The 16,980-nt window shown below is 41.7% G+C and carries 21 protein-coding genes and 1 riboswitch; all 21 genes read left to right on the top strand.

What is annotated here, in order from left to right:
* Nucleotides 1-80 precede the first annotated feature (80 nt).
* Nucleotides 81-374 (top strand): hypothetical protein, encoded by a 294-nt coding sequence (locus OCF95_RS03995; RefSeq protein WP_224218088.1) that lies wholly within the window; start codon nucleotides 81-83, stop codon nucleotides 372-374.
* Nucleotides 375-472: 98 nt separating this feature from the next.
* On the top strand, nucleotides 473-688 hold the full coding sequence (locus OCF95_RS03990; protein WP_261104942.1) for a hypothetical protein: 216 nt from the start codon (nucleotides 473-475) through the stop codon (nucleotides 686-688).
* On the top strand, nucleotides 685-978 hold the full coding sequence (locus OCF95_RS03985) for a hypothetical protein (protein ID WP_261104941.1): 294 nt from the start codon (nucleotides 685-687) through the stop codon (nucleotides 976-978). The genes OCF95_RS03990 and OCF95_RS03985 overlap by 4 nt, the downstream gene beginning before the upstream one ends.
* Nucleotides 959-1,300, top strand: coding sequence for a hypothetical protein (locus OCF95_RS03980; RefSeq protein ID WP_049531942.1), 342 nt, complete (start codon nucleotides 959-961; stop codon nucleotides 1,298-1,300). The genes OCF95_RS03985 and OCF95_RS03980 overlap by 20 nt, the downstream gene beginning before the upstream one ends.
* Nucleotides 1,293-1,574: a hypothetical protein gene (locus OCF95_RS03975; RefSeq protein WP_000492138.1), complete on the top strand. Its 282-nt coding sequence runs from the start codon at nucleotides 1,293-1,295 to the stop codon at nucleotides 1,572-1,574. Before OCF95_RS03980 ends, OCF95_RS03975 begins: the two co-directional genes overlap by 8 nt.
* Nucleotides 1,561-2,358: a DnaD domain protein gene (locus tag OCF95_RS03970; RefSeq protein ID WP_049531941.1), complete on the top strand. Its 798-nt coding sequence runs from the start codon at nucleotides 1,561-1,563 to the stop codon at nucleotides 2,356-2,358. The genes OCF95_RS03975 and OCF95_RS03970 overlap by 14 nt, the downstream gene beginning before the upstream one ends.
* Before the next feature lie 15 nt (nucleotides 2,359-2,373).
* Nucleotides 2,374-3,198, top strand: a complete 825-nt coding sequence (locus tag OCF95_RS03965; RefSeq protein WP_004255085.1) for an ATP-binding protein — start codon at nucleotides 2,374-2,376, stop codon at nucleotides 3,196-3,198.
* Between the two features lie 25 nt (nucleotides 3,199-3,223).
* Entirely contained in the window at nucleotides 3,224-3,682 is a 459-nt protein-coding gene (locus OCF95_RS03960; protein ID WP_004255088.1) for a hypothetical protein, read from the top strand.
* Nucleotides 3,683-3,764: 82 nt separating this feature from the next.
* On the top strand, nucleotides 3,765-4,268 hold the full coding sequence (locus tag OCF95_RS03955) for a hypothetical protein (protein ID WP_004255091.1): 504 nt from the start codon (nucleotides 3,765-3,767) through the stop codon (nucleotides 4,266-4,268).
* 54 nt (nucleotides 4,269-4,322) lie between these two features.
* Nucleotides 4,323-4,637 (top strand): hypothetical protein, encoded by a 315-nt coding sequence (locus OCF95_RS03950; RefSeq protein WP_004255094.1) that lies wholly within the window; start codon nucleotides 4,323-4,325, stop codon nucleotides 4,635-4,637.
* A gap of 115 nt (nucleotides 4,638-4,752) precedes the next feature.
* Nucleotides 4,753-5,172, top strand: a complete 420-nt coding sequence (locus OCF95_RS03945; RefSeq protein WP_004255097.1) for a DUF1492 domain-containing protein — start codon at nucleotides 4,753-4,755, stop codon at nucleotides 5,170-5,172.
* Nucleotides 5,172-5,564, top strand: a complete 393-nt coding sequence (locus OCF95_RS03940) for an ArpU family phage packaging/lysis transcriptional regulator (protein ID WP_004255099.1) — start codon at nucleotides 5,172-5,174, stop codon at nucleotides 5,562-5,564. The genes OCF95_RS03945 and OCF95_RS03940 overlap by 1 nt, the downstream gene beginning before the upstream one ends.
* A gap of 667 nt (nucleotides 5,565-6,231) precedes the next feature.
* Nucleotides 6,232-9,063 carry an excinuclease ABC subunit UvrA gene (gene uvrA / locus OCF95_RS03935; RefSeq protein ID WP_261104939.1) on the top strand — a complete coding sequence of 944 codons (2,832 nt, stop codon included), beginning with the start codon at nucleotides 6,232-6,234 and terminating at the stop codon, nucleotides 9,061-9,063.
* Nucleotides 9,056-10,117 carry a M24 family metallopeptidase gene (locus OCF95_RS03930; RefSeq protein ID WP_261104938.1) on the top strand — a complete coding sequence of 354 codons (1,062 nt, stop codon included), beginning with the start codon at nucleotides 9,056-9,058 and terminating at the stop codon, nucleotides 10,115-10,117. Before uvrA ends, OCF95_RS03930 begins: the two co-directional genes overlap by 8 nt.
* A 52-nt stretch (nucleotides 10,118-10,169) precedes the next feature.
* A riboswitch (M-box (ykoK) riboswitch) is annotated at nucleotides 10,170-10,325 on the top strand.
* Between the two features lie 197 nt (nucleotides 10,326-10,522).
* Nucleotides 10,523-13,183, top strand: coding sequence for a magnesium-translocating P-type ATPase (mgtA, locus tag OCF95_RS03925; RefSeq protein ID WP_261104937.1), 2,661 nt, complete (start codon nucleotides 10,523-10,525; stop codon nucleotides 13,181-13,183).
* Nucleotides 13,184-13,318: 135 nt separating this feature from the next.
* Nucleotides 13,319-13,717 carry a transcriptional regulator Spx gene (gene spx / locus OCF95_RS03920; RefSeq protein WP_000591165.1) on the top strand — a complete coding sequence of 133 codons (399 nt, stop codon included), beginning with the start codon at nucleotides 13,319-13,321 and terminating at the stop codon, nucleotides 13,715-13,717.
* A 60-nt stretch (nucleotides 13,718-13,777) separates the two neighbouring features.
* Nucleotides 13,778-14,347, top strand: a complete 570-nt coding sequence (locus OCF95_RS03915; RefSeq protein ID WP_261104936.1) for an SP0191 family lipoprotein — start codon at nucleotides 13,778-13,780, stop codon at nucleotides 14,345-14,347.
* A gap of 86 nt (nucleotides 14,348-14,433) precedes the next feature.
* Nucleotides 14,434-14,700 carry an IreB family regulatory phosphoprotein gene (locus tag OCF95_RS03910; RefSeq protein ID WP_000507059.1) on the top strand — a complete coding sequence of 89 codons (267 nt, stop codon included), beginning with the start codon at nucleotides 14,434-14,436 and terminating at the stop codon, nucleotides 14,698-14,700.
* A 3-nt stretch (nucleotides 14,701-14,703) separates the two neighbouring features.
* On the top strand, nucleotides 14,704-15,123 hold the full coding sequence (gene ruvX / locus OCF95_RS03905) for a Holliday junction resolvase RuvX (protein WP_004239076.1): 420 nt from the start codon (nucleotides 14,704-14,706) through the stop codon (nucleotides 15,121-15,123).
* Between the two features lie 15 nt (nucleotides 15,124-15,138).
* Nucleotides 15,139-15,444 (top strand): DUF1292 domain-containing protein, encoded by a 306-nt coding sequence (locus tag OCF95_RS03900; RefSeq protein WP_000017620.1) that lies wholly within the window; start codon nucleotides 15,139-15,141, stop codon nucleotides 15,442-15,444.
* Between the two features lie 203 nt (nucleotides 15,445-15,647).
* Nucleotides 15,648-16,898: a folylpolyglutamate synthase/dihydrofolate synthase family protein gene (locus OCF95_RS03895; RefSeq protein ID WP_261104935.1), complete on the top strand. Its 1,251-nt coding sequence runs from the start codon at nucleotides 15,648-15,650 to the stop codon at nucleotides 16,896-16,898.
* Nucleotides 16,899-16,980: the final 82 nt, after the last annotated feature.

Below are 16,980 nucleotides of genomic sequence, written 5' to 3'. Positions count from 1 at the left end.
AGCGTGAGGCTGTAGGCAAGAAAAAAGTATTAAAAAGCCATCGTGGCAAGTATAAAAAGATAGAAAAAGAGGTAAAAAACATGACAACAAAAAAAGCAACATCAAGCCAACAAGTTCTATTATCGGCTAAGAAACTAGCAGAATTAGGGAACGAATTAACCGACATCATGAATGTTTTAGAAATGAATAACCTAGCTCTTGAAGGGCTTGAGTTTGCACTACAGAAAGATACAACCATGTTCTTATGGCTTGCTAAAAAATACACTGATACAGCATACGCCCAGAATGAAAAGCTATACGATCGTCTAAATGAAATAGCCTTTTTGCTTTTGAACAATGACAACGCTAAAGAGCTGGAGGCATACCATGACTAAAGATATTAAAGAAATGGCACAAGCTGAAGACGACTTGCTGAATATGGAACAACCTAAACAAGCGGAATTTATCAAGAACTATAAGGCGAGGGCATAACATGAATGAATTAGATTTGACCAATGCACAGGCGGTAATCTCTATGATGGTACTGATTGGCTTACTGCTTTATCTAAACCACCGAGACCGCCAAAAAAGCGCCCAATTTGAGCGAGAAAACCAACAGACGATAGAAACACCTAGCGAGGATTTAAACCCTGATTATGGGCGATATATCCAGCTTGCAGGGGTAAGAGTTTACGGAGGGATGAAATGAGTTACATAGTGAAGATATACCTTGATAGTGAAAAAATACCAGATGAACCTTATTTTACTAAAGATATTTTTCTAGCTACGTGTATGGACAATGCAACAAAGTTAGCTGTAACTATGGGCTTGTTGACAAAACAAGCGTTTGATTTAGAGACTAAGACAGCTATTTTGAAAACCTTGGATACAATCATAGAAACTCAAAAAGATATTTTGCAAGGGGTAGCGAGCGGACAAATAACCTTTGTGAATAAAAGCAAAGGAGAGGAGGAACTGAATGAGCCTATCAGAGAATGATAAGAGAGTATTAAGACTAATCAAGATAGGGGCTGAGAACTCCATAACAGGGGCAGAAATCAGCCTGATCACTAAGCTAGCAGAAAGAACCGTGCAAGATATTATCAGCCGTCTAATCACGCGCCATAGTGTTCCTATTGTTGGGGTTCGCCATGGGACATTTAGAGGATATTTTATCCCAGCTAACAAAGAGGAGCTACTGGACGGTGCAAAAACATTTTACAATCAGATACGAGAAGAAGAAAAGCGCCTAGCGGTGTTGATGAACAGCGACCTAGAAAGTTACAAAGAAACCTTGAAGGAGGTGGGCGGATATGTTTAGCCTAAGCCGAGAAAGCGAGCAAGATCTAGCGCATGGCATTCTGGAGGTAGTGGAAAGATACCTTGAAGCGCGTGATACAGTCAAACCACGACTGACAGGCTTAATATCAGCCCAGGAAGTCATGGACGAGTTAGATATAAAATACATGACACTCCAAAAGTGGGAAAAAGCAGGGCTAAGACGATACCAGCCCCCACTAGAAGATACTAGGAAAATCTATTACAAAGTTACGGACATCTGGAAGTTTATGGGGGTGGAGAATGGCAAAAACTAAAATATATTTTTGGCTAAAAATTGATAAGAAATTTTTTGATAATATTTTTATCAAGAGACTAAAAACGGTACCTGGTGGGTACACTATGACGGTGATTTATATTAGGCTCATGCTAGAGAGCTTAGAAAGTGACTGTATTTTATACTATGAGGGTTACTTTGACAATCTCAAGGAAGAGTTAGCCCTAAAATTAGACGTATCGGAAGATGATATAGATATGACCATGGCATACTTTACTAAGTGTGGTCTAATACAAGTTGATGAAGATAAAAACGCAGAACTACCGCAGGCAAAAGCCTTGGTACAGCAGGAAACCAACCAAGCAGCATACATGCGAGAATATCGGAAACAGCAACGAGAACAAAAGGAAAATCTTACAATGTCATCTGACAATCTTACATTGTTAACTACATGTAAGACAGAGATAGAGAAAGAAAAAGAGATAGAGATAGAAGAAGAGATAGAGAAAAAAACTTCTTCTGCTCCTACTGCTGAAATCTCTAACTATTACCAAAAGCGTATAGGGGTTATGGATGGGCAACAATATCAAATACTGACTGACTATCTCACTCTTGACGGTATGGAGCTAGAGGTTATCAAGATTGCTATAGACAAGGCTGCAGATAACGGCAAGCGATCTTTTAGCTATATCAATTCAATACTCAAGAACTGGAGACAGAATGGTATTAGAACCATGGTACAAGTCGAAGATGAACAGAGACTGTTTCAGCAAAAGAAACAAGGTCAGTCTGACGATGATATTCAAGATCCGTTTATCTACTGAAGGAGAGGAGAAACAATGGAATTACTGAATACAGACCAGCTCAATGAAAAAATAAAGGTCACTGATGAGCTTTGCCCAACCCATCAGATTAACCTAGTACAATTCAAAAAGCCAGATGGTTATACATCACCCTACTGCATGGAATGTACTAGGGAGAACATCAAACAGACGGAGCTAGAGGGCATAGAAAAAGCCCTGGGCCATGATCTGGACTCTTCAACCTATGATGTGCTAGCGCGTGAAAGTACGGTATCAAATGAGCTGAGAGAGGCCTCTTTTAGCACTTTCAAAGCCGAGACAAAAGAGGAACACGAGGCCAAGGAGTTTGCTATCAAACAAGCTAAGGAGTACCTAAACGGTATGACAGGAAACACGCTAATTATGGGCAATCCAGGTACTGGAAAAAGTCATTTATGCTATTCTATGGCCAAAGCCATTAACGAGGGCTATAAGTCTAGGAATGAGCCTAAGAGTGTGCTTTTTGTCAGTATTACTGAGATTATCACGCGCATTCAGTCAGGTTGGCAGTATAGACAGAGTGATTTTACAGAGTATGACGCCTTGAAGTTGCTGACTGAGGTTGACTATCTCTTTATTGATGATTTAGGAACAGAAAGCGTTATGAACAACCAAAAAAATGAAGCTAATAATTGGGTACAGGCCTTTCTTTTCAAGATTTTTGATAAGCGAGACACAACTATCATCAACACCAATCACAACGGAAAAGAGCTGGCCAGAATCTATAATGATAAGCTAGTCAGTCGCATTGGAAAACAATCAGAGGGGAACGTATTTATTATTACAGACATTAAAGATAAGAGGATGAAGCGCAATTTTTAACCAAATAAAGAAAGGAGGAAGCCCCATGATAGAACCAGCATACTTTGAACAGGCAGATCAGGAACTGGAGGAACTCAATCGCAAACGTGACGATTTTATGGCGGATGCTACACCAGTATGTATTGAAGATACGCCTAAACTGATTGAACTAGGTGAGAAGCTTCGGACGGAAGACACCAGCATAAATGCCTATGAGTTATACAGACACCCTGAAGCGCGTGCAAAGTTATTCGCCCAAATCGCGGAAGCCTGCTTCTTGCTGATTGCAGATAGCTCACCAGTACCAGTGCAGCCGACACAAGCACAGCGGATACATTTTTGCGAGTACTTGGAAGGACAATTCCAGAATATCATTAAGAAGTTGATTGCAGGAACTGACAAGCAAGTTCTAGAGTCTTTACTTGAAGCTTTGCAACTACCCAAAGAAAAACAAGCTCAATTTGTCCGTGATGTGGTAGTAAGTGGCTTACTCAGTGAAGAATAGTAGCAAAGGGGCATTGCCTCTTTTTGTGGTTTCACTACTACTGAACCCAATAGTTTTGGGTTTTTCCATATAGGGGGAAATAATGAAACGGTTAGCAATAGAAACAATCACTAAACCAATGAAGCCGAGAGGAATAACTAAGGGTATAGCTGAGTTGGACGGTCAACGTTTAGAGATTGATTTGGATAATTTAATGATTGATTTTGGTGGAGAGTCATTTGAATTAGACAGAATAGCAGGAACTAAGGGAGGTTATCGCTATTTCTTTCTTTGCCCTGATTGTGGTAGGCGGTGCAGGTTGCTTTATAAACGGTATTTGTATTTTAGTTGCGGTACTTGTCTAGATATCCACAAGAGCACCCTTAACCGTAGTAAAACGGATTGCCAATACTACTGGGAGCTTGCACTAAAAGAAGCCAGAAAGGTAGAACCAGGGTGGAGTCCTAGACGTGGTAGATATATGTTTGATGGTTTCCCTGAAAGACCAAGGTATATGAAACGTGACAGGTATCATAAGCACTATAAGAAGTTTTTGAAGTATATTGAAAAAGGGGATAGATTTTGGCTGAATGGTTCGAGATTGTGAGACAATATGAAGTAGTGTGTAATTTACCAAACGAACACCGTATAAGGGGGAAATATGGAACGCGATAGCCAAGGGAGGTTTTTGCCGGGCAATCAAGTAGCAAAAGGCAACAAGGGCAATAGAAAGCCAAAATATGGCAATAGCAACGCTTTGAAGCATGGACTACGCAGAGGATACACTGGACTGTTACCAAGCCGAAAAGGTGGGGTGTCTATATATAAAAATGGTGCATACCTTGGAACACTACCAGACAAGTATTTCCACCATTCTGAAGATGGAGCGCTTTGGGTAGATTATAGTGCTTGTCAGTATTTGATTTCGGTTTGTGGCTTACCTGAGAGTATGTTTAGCGAACCAGAAGAATGGTAAGGGGGTATATACTTGAACTCCGAGCGAACGCCGAGAAAATGCAAAAAAAGCCAGCACAGGGCTGACTCCTTTGTGATATTCCGATAAAATATTATACCATAAAGGAGGCCGAGGCATGACACCAGAGCAGGTAAAAGAAAAACTAGAGGGCGTTAAGTGGATAAGCAAGGAAATCAAAGGCTTATATTTGGAATTGGAAGCCCTGGAAGGTGGTATTATCGAAAAGCCAACACTAAGCCATAGCAGAGTACAAACAAGCAGGGGAAATACAGCAGAGAATAACCTTATAAGTGTTCTAAAACTAAAAGAGGATACGCTTCAGAGGATTGAGCGACTTACTGAAGAGAGAATGGAAATATCTAGGCTGATTGATAAGTTGGTCAATCCGCTTGAGCGTTCTGTTCTAAGACTTTTTTATTTGAATAATCTAGACGCTTGGCAGGTTGCTGAGGAAATAGATAAATCAAAGACTACAGTATATCGAGTAAAGCAGGAAGCTATAGAACACTTGAGCAAGGTGGAAGGAGCGAACTAATGGAGCTGGATAAGTTTAAAACGATGATGAACGTCAGAAAGCGGATGACTTACTTTCTACGATTCCAGAGGATGGCAGGAAGTGAAAACCAAGTTACGATAGATGAAGAGGCTTGGAAACTGATCTTACCTGATCAGTGGAATTTGAGCGGTGAGCATGAAAAGGCAATCCGTGAGGGGCTGGAGATATTCGCCCACGACATCAACAGCATAGAGAACAAACGAGCCAGAAAATACTTTATTATCCATTATTGCTATATGAGAAAGAAAACAATGAGAGAATGCGTAGAGATGGCAGGTACTAGCTCCACTAGCTACCACCGATACAAACAGATAGCCGTCTTAAACTTTGCGAGAATCCACCAGAACGGAGAGCTAGAAGCATATAAGTAGGCGTTTGTGGTGCTTTGTTGAGAAATGTTGAGATTTAAGTGAGGGGGATGACATGATTGAAGATTTTTGATTGATTTGGAGAATATCCAATTAGAGGATATGGAGATAGATTTAAACATGGATATAGACATCGATTTAAACATAGATTTTGACCTTGATGGTTTAGATTTAACCTTACTACAAGAGTTAGAAGCATAAATGTTGTCAAATGTAGGCGTAGGCTTCATATTCGCCCCCTATTTTGCTTTGTTTCGTACTGGACAACTAAAACACCACGGACAAACTACAAGCCCTTAGAAACGAATCTGGGGGCTTTTGTGAGGTCATAATCTTATAAACCACGCGCTTCATGCTATAATATACCTATCAGCAATCAGCAATAAAAAAAGCACGTTTGACCGTGCTAGTTTCTTGCCTGCTGAACTCGTCAAATCTTAGCCCTTTTGTGGGGCTTTTTTGCTCCCCTTTTTGCGTACTTTGGGGGAGCAAGTAGTAAAAAGTAATATTAGTATTTTTTGTTCAAAAGCGCGTGATATAAGGGTTAGGAAGCCCTAAGAAAACATAAAATAAGAAGTTTTTTATTATACTATAAATTCAGCCTTTTGGGTAATAGAATCTCACTTTTTTTGGTATAATGGTAAGCAATAATGGACTAGAAAGAACAAAGATGCAAGATAAAATTGTCATTCATGGGGCGCGTGCCCATAATTTAAAAAATATTGACGTGGAAATTCCACGAGACAAGTTGGTTGTCGTGACCGGCTTGTCAGGTTCAGGGAAATCCAGTCTGGCCTTTGATACCCTCTATGCGGAGGGTCAACGTCGCTATGTGGAGAGTTTGTCAGCCTACGCTCGTCAATTCTTGGGGAATATGGAGAAGCCTGATGTAGATGCTATTGATGGTCTCAGCCCCGCTATTTCCATCGACCAGAAAACGACTAGTAAAAATCCTCGCTCGACGGTGGGAACAACGACTGAAATCAATGACTATCTGCGTCTCCTCTACGCACGTGTGGGGACGCCTTACTGTATTAACGGGCATGGAGCTATCAAGGCTTCTTCTGTGGAGCAAATCGTGGATAAGGTTTTAGAATTGCCTGAACGCCAGCGCTTGCAGATCTTGGCCCCTGTCATCCGCAAGAAAAAAGGCCAACATAAGAGTGTTATTGAGAAGGTTCAGAAAGATGGGTATGTTCGTGTCCGTGTGGATGGTGAAGTCTATGATGTAACCGAAGTGCCAGAGTTGTCTAAGAGTAAGCAACACAATATCGATGTCGTGGCTGACCGTATTGTCATCAAGGAGGGCATTCGTAGTCGTCTCTTTGATTCCATTGAGGCTGCCCTTCGTATTGCAGAAGGTTATGTCATTATCGACACTATGGACGACTCTGAGTTGTTGTTTTCTGAGCATTATGCCTGTCCAGTTTGTGGCTTTACTGTTCCAGAGTTAGAGCCTCGTCTCTTCTCTTTCAATGCTCCTTTTGGCTCTTGTAGTGAGTGTGACGGTTTGGGCATCAAGCTGGAGGTGGATACTGATTTGGTAGTACCAGATGCCAGCAAAACCTTACGTGAGGGAGCCTTGGCTCCGTGGAATCCTATCTCATCCAACTACTATCCAAACATGCTAGAGCAGGCTATGACAGCCTTTGGAGTGGATATGGATAAGCCTTTTGAGGACTTGTCAGAAGAAGATAAGAACTTGATTCTCTACGGCTCAGATGGTAAGGAATTCCATTTCCACTATGAGAATGAATTTGGTGGTGTGCGCGATATCGACATTCCTTTTGAGGGAGTTGTCAATAATATCAAGCGTCGCTACCATGAAACCAATAGTGACTACACGCGCACCCAAATGCGCCTCTACATGAATGAGCTGACTTGCGGAACCTGTCACGGCTATCGTCTCAATGACCAGGCCTTGTCTGTCCGTGTGGGTGGCGAGAACGGGCTACATATCGGAGAAATTTCAGACCTGTCTATCGCAGATCACTTGGAATTAGTCAGTCAGTTGACTCTTTCTGAAAATGAAGCCATCATTGCTCGGCCCATTCTCAAGGAAATCAAGGACCGTTTGACTTTCCTTAATAACGTGGGTCTTAACTATCTGACCCTGTCACGTTCGGCAGGAACTCTTTCAGGTGGGGAAAGTCAGCGTATTCGCTTGGCGACCCAGATTGGTTCTAACCTATCAGGTGTTCTTTATATTCTAGACGAGCCGTCAATCGGTCTTCACCAGAGGGATAATGACCGTCTGATTGCCAGTCTCAAAAAGATGCGTGACTTGGGCAATACTCTTATCGTGGTGGAACATGACGAAGATACCATGCGTGAGGCTGATTATCTGATTGACGTTGGTCCTGGTGCGGGTGTTTTTGGTGGGGAGATTGTTGCGGCAGGTACGCCCAAACAGGTAGCTCGTAACAGTAAGTCTATCACAGGCCAGTACTTGTCAGGCAAACGTGCCATTCCAGTACCAGAAGAACGCCGTGTTGGTAATGGTCGTTTTATCGAGGTGACGGGAGCGCGTGAGAACAACCTGCAAAATGTCACAGCTCGCTTCCCACTAGGAAAATTCATCGCAGTGACAGGGGTGTCGGGCTCAGGGAAATCGACCCTAATCAATAGCATTCTCAAAAAAGCTATTGCCCAGAAGCTCAACCGCAATTCAGACAAACCTGGTAAGTTTAAAACGATTACAGGGATTGAGCATGTAGACCGCTTGATTGATATTGATCAGAGCCCCATCGGACGAACGCCGAGGTCCAACCCAGCTACCTATACAGGAGTTTTTGACGATATACGTGACCTTTTTGCCCAGACAAATGAGGCTAAGATTCGTGGTTACAAAAAGGGACGTTTCAGTTTCAACGTCAAGGGTGGTCGCTGTGAAGCTTGCTCAGGTGACGGGATTATCAAGATCGAGATGCACTTCTTGCCAGATGTTTATGTGGCTTGTGAAGTTTGCCACGGAACCCGCTATAACAGTGAAACCCTTGAAGTTCACTACAAGGAAAAGAATATCTCGCAGGTCTTGGATATGACGGTCAACGATGCGGTAGAATTTTTCCAACACATTCCGAAAATTCAACGCAAACTTCAGACTATCAAGGATGTGGGACTGGGCTATGTGACGCTAGGTCAACCAGCTACCACCCTTTCTGGGGGAGAAGCCCAGCGTATGAAGTTGGCTAGTGAACTCCACAAACGCTCGACAGGAAAATCATTCTACATTCTCGATGAGCCGACGACAGGTCTTCATACCGAGGATATCGCTCGCTTGCTTAAGGTTTTAGCTCGCTTTGTAGACGATGGCAATACAGTCCTTGTTATCGAGCACAATCTGGATGTTATTAAGACTGCAGACCACATTATTGACTTGGGTCCTGAGGGCGGTGTCGGTGGTGGAACCATCATCGCAACAGGAACTCCAGAAGAAGTAGCGGCCAATGAAGCCAGCTACACAGGACATTATTTGAAAGGAAAGTTACATCATGAATAAACGTGTACAAGTATTTCTAGCTAAAATGCAAGAAAAAGAACTAGATGGCATCATCATCAATAACCTTAAAAACGTCTATTATTTGACTGGTTTTTGGGGTTCGAACGGAACAGTTTTTATCAGCCGTGACCGTCAGGTCTTGGTGACAGACTCTCGCTACATCATTGCAGCCAAGCAAGAAACTAGTGGTTTTGAGATTGTGGCTGACCGAGATGAATTGGCTGTCATTGCAGGGATTGTTAAGGACATGGGCTTGTCTCGAATCGGTTTTGAGGATGAGATTTCGGTCTCTTATTACCACCGTATGCAGGCAGCCTTTGAAGGAATTGACTTGCTTCCACAAACTCAGTTTGTCGAAGGTCTTCGAATGATTAAGGATGAGGCAGAGATTGTAGCTATTCGCAAGGCTTGTTCTATCTCAGACCAAGCTTTCCGTGATGCGCTTGACTTCATCAAACCAGGAAAAACTGAAATTGAGATTGCCAACTTCCTTGACTTCCGTATGCGTGAGTTGGGAGCATCTGGCTTGTCTTTTGATACGATTCTAGCTAGTGGTATCAACTCTTCCAAACCTCATGCTCATCCTATGCACAAACCAGTGGAGCTAGGAGAAGCCATTACCATGGACTTCGGTTGCCTTTATGACCACTATGTCAGTGATATGACCCGGACTATCTACTTGGGGCATGTTAGCGACGAGCAAGCAGAGATTTACAATACGGTTTTGAAAGCCAATCAAGCCCTTATTGACCAAGCCAAGGCAGGTCTAGGTTTCCGTGACTTTGACAAAATCCCTCGTGATATTATCATCGAGGCAGGTTATGGCGACTACTTTACCCACGGTATCGGACACGGTATTGGACTGGATATCCATGAGGAACCATACTTTAGCCAGACTTCAACAGAAACTATTAAGGCAGGTATGGCCTTGACAGACGAGCCGGGTATTTATATTGAAGGCAAATATGGTGTTCGTATCGAGGATGATATTCTGATTACAGAAACAGGTTGTGAATTGTTGACCCTAGCTCCAAAAGAGTTGATAGTTATTTAAGAGTCAAACAACTCAGATGATTGACTTTTAAATTTTAAAGGTTTATACTGAAAAACGAAAACGGTAGGTGAGGCTACCATAGGGATACGGATGACTACCGCAAAGCAGTGGAGACACTACTCGTTGGTCAACAGTCCTGGTCGCGAAGGTCAAGACTAAGCTCATTTCATTGCCCTATGGAGTTAAAGCTTGAACGAAAAAAACAGATAATTAGTTTTTTAATCCTGCCATTTTATGGTGGGATTTTCTACTGTTTTAAAACAAAGAAAGGAGACAGACGATGCAAATTGACGATCATCCGGAACCGCACATACACAGCCAATCGCTGATTTGTGTCGTTCTGCCCTTATAAAGTGATTGGTCTCTGTGTATGAAACACATCATTCATACAGATAGGAGAAACCAATGAAAACTACAAAAGAAAGATTAGCAACAGCTATTCATACACCTTTAAACGAAACTCTATCTTTTTATAAGACAAGTCTAACAGGCTTGACTGAGGAACAAGTCGAAAAAAATCGTAACCTCTATGGCGAAAACACCATTACCAAAGGTCAAGAAGACAGTATCCTCAAAAAGATTTACGAATCGATCATCAATCCTTTTACAATCATCTTACTGGTCATCGCCGTGATTTCCTTAGTGACCAATGTCTGGTTGGCAAAACCAGGTCAAGAGGATCCGACGACTTCCATTATCATCGTTGTCCTAGTCCTCATTTCTGGTGGCATACGCTTTGTCCAAGAACTCCGTAGTGATAAGGCTGCGACCAATCTATCAAAAATGATTGTCAACACAGCGACTGTCATTCGTCAAGGAGAAATCCAAGAAGTACCTATCGATGATTTGGTAGTGGGTGACGTGGTTAAATTAAGCGCTGGAGACATGATTCCAGCAGATCTTCTTTTATTTGAGTCGCGTGATTTCTTTGTACAACAGTCGGGCTTGACAGGTGAAAGTGAATCGGTTGAAAAATTGGCCTTGACCAAGGCAACAGTTCAACAATCTGATAGTCTGCTGGAAGCAGAAGCGCTCGCCTTTATGGGAACCAATGTCTTGTCTGGTAGTGCTAAGGCCGTGGTTTTGGCGGTTGGTGATGATACCATGATGGGGGCCATTGAGCAGACTTTGAACACCTATGACGAGCCTACTTCGTTTGAACGGGAAATGAATAGTATTTCGTGGCTCTTGATTCGTTTGATGCTGGTCATGGTGCCCATCGTTTTCTTGTCCAATGGTTTAACAGATGGCGACTGGTTGGAAGCTGGCGTATTTGCTTTGAGTGTTGGTGTTGGGCTTACACCTGAGATGCTTCCTATGATTATCACGGCCAGTCTAGCAAAAGGCTCCATCATTATGGCCAAGGAAAAAGTGGTTATCAAGAAACTCAATGCCATACAGGACTTAGGGGCGATTGATATTTTGTGTACAGATAAGACAGGAACTCTAACCCAAGACGAAATTGTCCTTGAATATCCCTTGGACATCCACGGACGCTTGGATTTGACCGTCTTGAGACGAGCTTATCTCAATTCTTATTTTCAAACGGGCTTGAAAAATTTGATGGACAGAGCCATCATCAAACGGACTGAAAAGGAAGCAAAAGAACACGCCCTCTTGCAAAATCTGGCTCAAACTTTTCAAAAAATAGATGAGCTTCCCTTTGATTTTGAACGTAGACGGATGAGTGTTATCGTTAAGGATGAACACGAAGTTGTTAGTTTGGTAACCAAGGGTGCCCTAGAGGAGATGTTGACGATTTCCAGTTATGCGGAATACCAAGGAGTGATTACTCCCTTGACAGATGTTATTAGAGAAGAAATTTTAGCAGAAGTCAGACAACTAAATCAACAAGGTTTGCGTGTCTTGGGAGTGGCCTATAAGTCAGGTTTGAGGGAAGGCCATGCCTATACAGTTGATGACGAAGGGGATATGATTCTAACTGGTTATTTAGCCTTCCTAGATCCTCCTAAACCATCTGCAGCACCAGCAATTAAGGCTCTGTTAGAACATGGGGTTCAAACAAAGATTTTGACGGGAGACAACGAAAAAGTTACCCAAGCAGTCTGTGAAAAGGTTGGTTTGGATATCAATCAGATGCTGTTAGGGTCTGAAATTGACCAGATGAGTGATCAAGAATTGGCTCAAGCCGTAGAGGAGGTAACAGTCTTTGCCAAGCTTTCACCTGACCAAAAAGCGAGGATTATTTTGCAATTTAAGGCTAATGGTCATGCTGTTGGCTATATGGGAGATGGGATCAATGATGCTCCTTCTATGAAAGTTGCAGATGTGGGGATTTCTGTTGATACAGCAGTAGATATTGCCAAAGAAACAGCTGATGTTATCCTACTTGATAAGGATCTCATGGTACTTGAAAAAGGACTTGTTGAAGGGCGTAAGGTCTATGCCAATATGACCAAATATATCAAAATGACAGTGAGTTCTAATTTTGGGAATATCTTATCCCTTTTGGTTTCTGGAATCTTTTTACCATTTTTACCGATGGCTCCAGTCCATTTGATTATCCTAAATCTAGTCTATGATTTGTCTTGTATTGCCTTGCCTTTTGACAAGGTGGATAAAGATTTTTTGAGAAATCCGCATATATGGGAAGCTAAGTCCATCACACGTTTCATGGTTTGGATGGGGCCTATCTCTTCTGCCTTTGACATTTTGACCTTTATTTTGCTCTATTTTATCATTGTACCCATGACGACAGGTCAAGCCTATGTCCATGGAGCGGAGTCTGCTGTAGGATTTATTGTCTTGTTTCAGACAGGTTGGTTTATCGAGTCCATGTGGTCACAGACCATGGTTATCCATATGCTGCGTTCAGCCAAAATTCCCTTTTTACAAAGTCGTCCAGCTTGGCTAGTCCTTGTGACAACCCTATTGGCTGCAGCCTTTGTGACCTTCCTTCCCTACAGTCCACTAGCTAGCCTTCTCCATCTAACTCCTTTAAAATCGATTTATTTCATCTTTTTACTTTTCATCATTATTTTGTATATGATTAGTGTGACAATTGTGAAAAAAATCTATATCAAGAAATATCAAGAATGGCTGTAAATTTCATTTTGTCAAGAAAAAAGTACGAAAATGACGAAAAAAGTCAAAAAAATTTAAAAATAGGTCGCAAGTCGGATGTTTTTTATGGTATAATAGACTAAACTGATAGTAACATGTAGCGAAAGGGGTAGGTACATGATTAAAATTTATACAGTCTCAAGTTGTACTAGCTGTAAAAAAGCAAAAACCTGGCTCAATGCCCACCAGTTAAGTTATAAAGAACAAAACCTTGGTAAAGAAGGAATTACGAGAGAAGAATTACTGGATATTCTGACAAAAACAGATAACGGAATAGCCAGCATCGTTTCGTCTAAAAATCGCTATGCCAAAGCCCTTGGAGTGGATATTGAAGATTTGAGTGTCAATGAAGTCCTCAATCTGATTATGGAAACACCGAGAATTTTAAAGAGCCCAATCCTTGTGGATGAAAAACGCCTGCAAGTTGGCTATAAGGAAGACGATATTCGTGCCTTCCTACCACGCTCTGTCCGTAATGTAGAAAATGCAGAAGCACGTTTGCGTGCAGCTCTATAAACATCAAGGCTGGGAGCAACTCCCAGTCTTATTTTAATTTCAAAAAGAAAGAAGAAAGAAATGAAAAAAATAGTTCTTGTTAGTCTAGCTTTCCTTTTTGTCCTGGTTGGTTGCGGACAGAAAAAAGAAACTGGAACAGCTACAAAAATAGAAAAGGATACGCTTCAGTCGGCATTGCCAGTTATTGAGAATGCTGAGAAGAATACAGTTGTGACCAAGACTTTGGTCTTGCCCAAGTCAGATGATGGTAGCCAGCAAACCCAAACCATTACATACAAGGACAAGACTTTTTTGAGCTTAACGATTCAACAAAAACGTCCAGTTTCTGATGAGTTGAAGACTTATATCGACCAACATGGAGTGGAAGAAACTCAAAAAGCTCTTCTCGAGGCAGAGGAGAAGGATGAGGCTATTATAGAAGCTCGTAAATTAGCAGGATTTAAGCTTGAAACCAAACTATTGAGCGCAACCGAACTTCAAACAACGACTAGTTTTGATTTTCAAGTTTTGGATGTCAAGAAGGCTTCTCAGTTAGAATATTTGAAGAACATTGGTTTAGAAAATCTCTTGAAAAATGAACCAAGCAAATATATTTCAGACAGATTGGCAAATGGTGCGACAGAACAATAGAAAATCCAAATAAATAGACTGCCTGAATTGTAGAACGTAAGGAATTATGCTATAATGGTACTATTCTAAGGAAAGAGGGTGTTAGAATGGGATTTACTGAAGAAACAGTACGTTTTAAATTGGACGATTCCAATAAAAAAGAAATTAGCGAAACTTTGACTGATGTCTATGCTTCTTTGAACGATAAGGGCTACAACCCAATTAACCAAATCGTAGGTTACGTATTGAGTGGAGACCCTGCCTACGTTCCTCGTTATAATAATGCACGAAATCAAATCCGTAAGTATGAGCGTGATGAAATCGTTGAAGAATTGGTCCGCTACTACCTCAAAGGACAAGGAGTCGATCTATAACCTATGAGAATTATGGGATTGGACGTCGGTTCAAAAACGGTAGGGGTGGCCATTAGCGATCCGCTTGGTTTTACAGCTCAAGGACTTGAAATCATCCAAATCAATGAGGAGCAAGGCCAATTTGGTTTTGACCGCGTTAAGGAGTTGGTTGATACTTACAAGGTGGAACGATTTGTAGTGGGCTTGCCTAAAAACATGAACAATACAAGCGGACCGCGCGTGGAAGCTAGTCAAGCCTACGGAGCAAAGCTAGAAGAGCTTTTTGGTTTACCAGTAGACTATCAAGATGAACGCTTGACAACAGTTGCCGCAGAGCGCATGTTGATTGAACAAGCAGATATTAGTCGCAATAAGCGCAAGAAAGTCATTGATAAGTTAGCAGCTCAGCTGATTTTACAAAATTATTTAGATAGAAAATTTTAATACAAAGGAGAGGCTATGTCACACGATCATAACCACGACCACGAAGAACGTGAATTAATTACACTAGTAGATGAGCAAGGAAATGAAACCTTGTTTGAAATCCTTTTGACCATTGACGGAAAAGAAGAATTTGGTAAAAACTATGTTCTTCTAGTACCAGTTAACGCAGAAGAAGACGAAGACGGACAAGTTGAAATCCAAGCTTACTCATTCATCGAAAACGAAGATGGAACAGAAGGTGAATTGCAACCAATCCCAGAAGACTCAGAAGACGAATGGAACATGATTGAAGAAGTCTTCAACAGCTTTATGGAGGAGTAAACACGTCCAGTGGACGTGTTTAGCCCTGCGCTAGAAATTAGAAACGCAGGCACATTCAGTGGATGTTTTACCCCACGTTAACTTCATAGTAGCTAGTTATTAGCTAACCAGGTAAGAGGTCGGGACGAAAATCCTGGCCTCGTTTTGTTAGTTATGAGACTTTATTGAGGCAGTTGATTGAACCTGTAATTAAGGAGATGTATATGTTTGAAGTAGAAGAATGGCTCCATAGTCGGATTGGTTTGAATTTTCGATCAGGTTTGGGCCGAATGCAACAAGCGGTGGATTTGTTGGGGAATCCCGAGAAGTCTTATCCTATTATCCATGTAACCGGGACTAATGGAAAAGGATCTACCATTGCTTTTATGAGGGAGTTATTTATGGAGCATGGCAAAAAAGTTGCGACTTTTACCTCCCCTCATATCGTCTCTATCAATGACCGAATCTGCATTAATGGACAACCTATAGCTGATGCAGACTTCATCCGTTTGGCTAATCAGGTCAAGGAGATGGAGAAAACGCTTCTGCAAACCCATGATCAGTTGTCCTTTTTTGAATTGCTGACCTTGATTGCTTTTCTTTATTTTAGAGAGCAAGAGGTGGATTTGGTTTTATTAGAAGTGGGAATTGGCGGCTTACTTGACACGACTAATGTGGTAACTGGAGAGATTGCTGTCATCACCTCTATCGGACTTGACCATCAGGAGACTCTGGGTGACAGTATAGCAGCAATTGCAGAGCAGAAAGCTGGTATTTTTAAGGCTGGTAAAAAGGCAGTGATTGCTAAGTTGCCTTCAGAAGCTAGGCTTGTTTGTCAGAAAAAAGCAGACTCTTTAGCTGTTGACCTTTATCAGGCAGGTCGGGATTTTTCAATGCTGAATGGGAATTTTTTAAGCTCTTTGGCTAACCTTTCACAGTTGAAAATAGGTTTGGAAGGAGCTTATCAGCAGGAAAATGCGGCCTTGGCGCTACAAACGTTTCTTCTCTTTATGAGGGAAGGAAAGGAAGTTGTTGATGAGCAGGTTGTAAGACAGGCTTTGGAGAAGACCCATTGGGCTGGGCGTTTGGAGCGTATTTGCCCTCAGATTTACTTGGACGGTGCTCATAACCTCCCTGCCTTGACTCGCTTGGTTGAATTTATTAAAGAAAAAGAGCAGGAAGGATATCGGCCTCAAATCCTATTTGGAGCCTTGAAACGGAAGGATTATCAAGGGATGTTGGGTTACTTGACTGAGAATTTGCCTCAGGTGGAACTCAAGGTGACAGGCTTTGACTATCAAGGTTCTTTGGATGAAACAGATGTAACAGGTTACGATATAGTTCCTTCTTACCGAGAATTTATTAGCAATTTTGAAGCAAGAGTAGATGTCCAGGATTTGTTGTTCGTTACAGGTTCTCTCTATTTTATCTCAGAGGTACGGGGCTATCTACTGGGGCATGAGCAGATAAATTGACCTCCTTTTTTGAACTTGTTATACTAGGAAAACTACTAGTTAGAAGGAAAAACTTCTGTAAATTGGTATCAGAAAGGAAATT

This window comes from Streptococcus mitis (assembly GCF_946188615.1).
GTDB lineage: Bacteria > Bacillota > Bacilli > Lactobacillales > Streptococcaceae > Streptococcus > Streptococcus mitis_BZ.
Note: the sequence above shows the minus strand (reverse complement) of the source record. Positions and strands in the feature narration are given on the sequence as shown.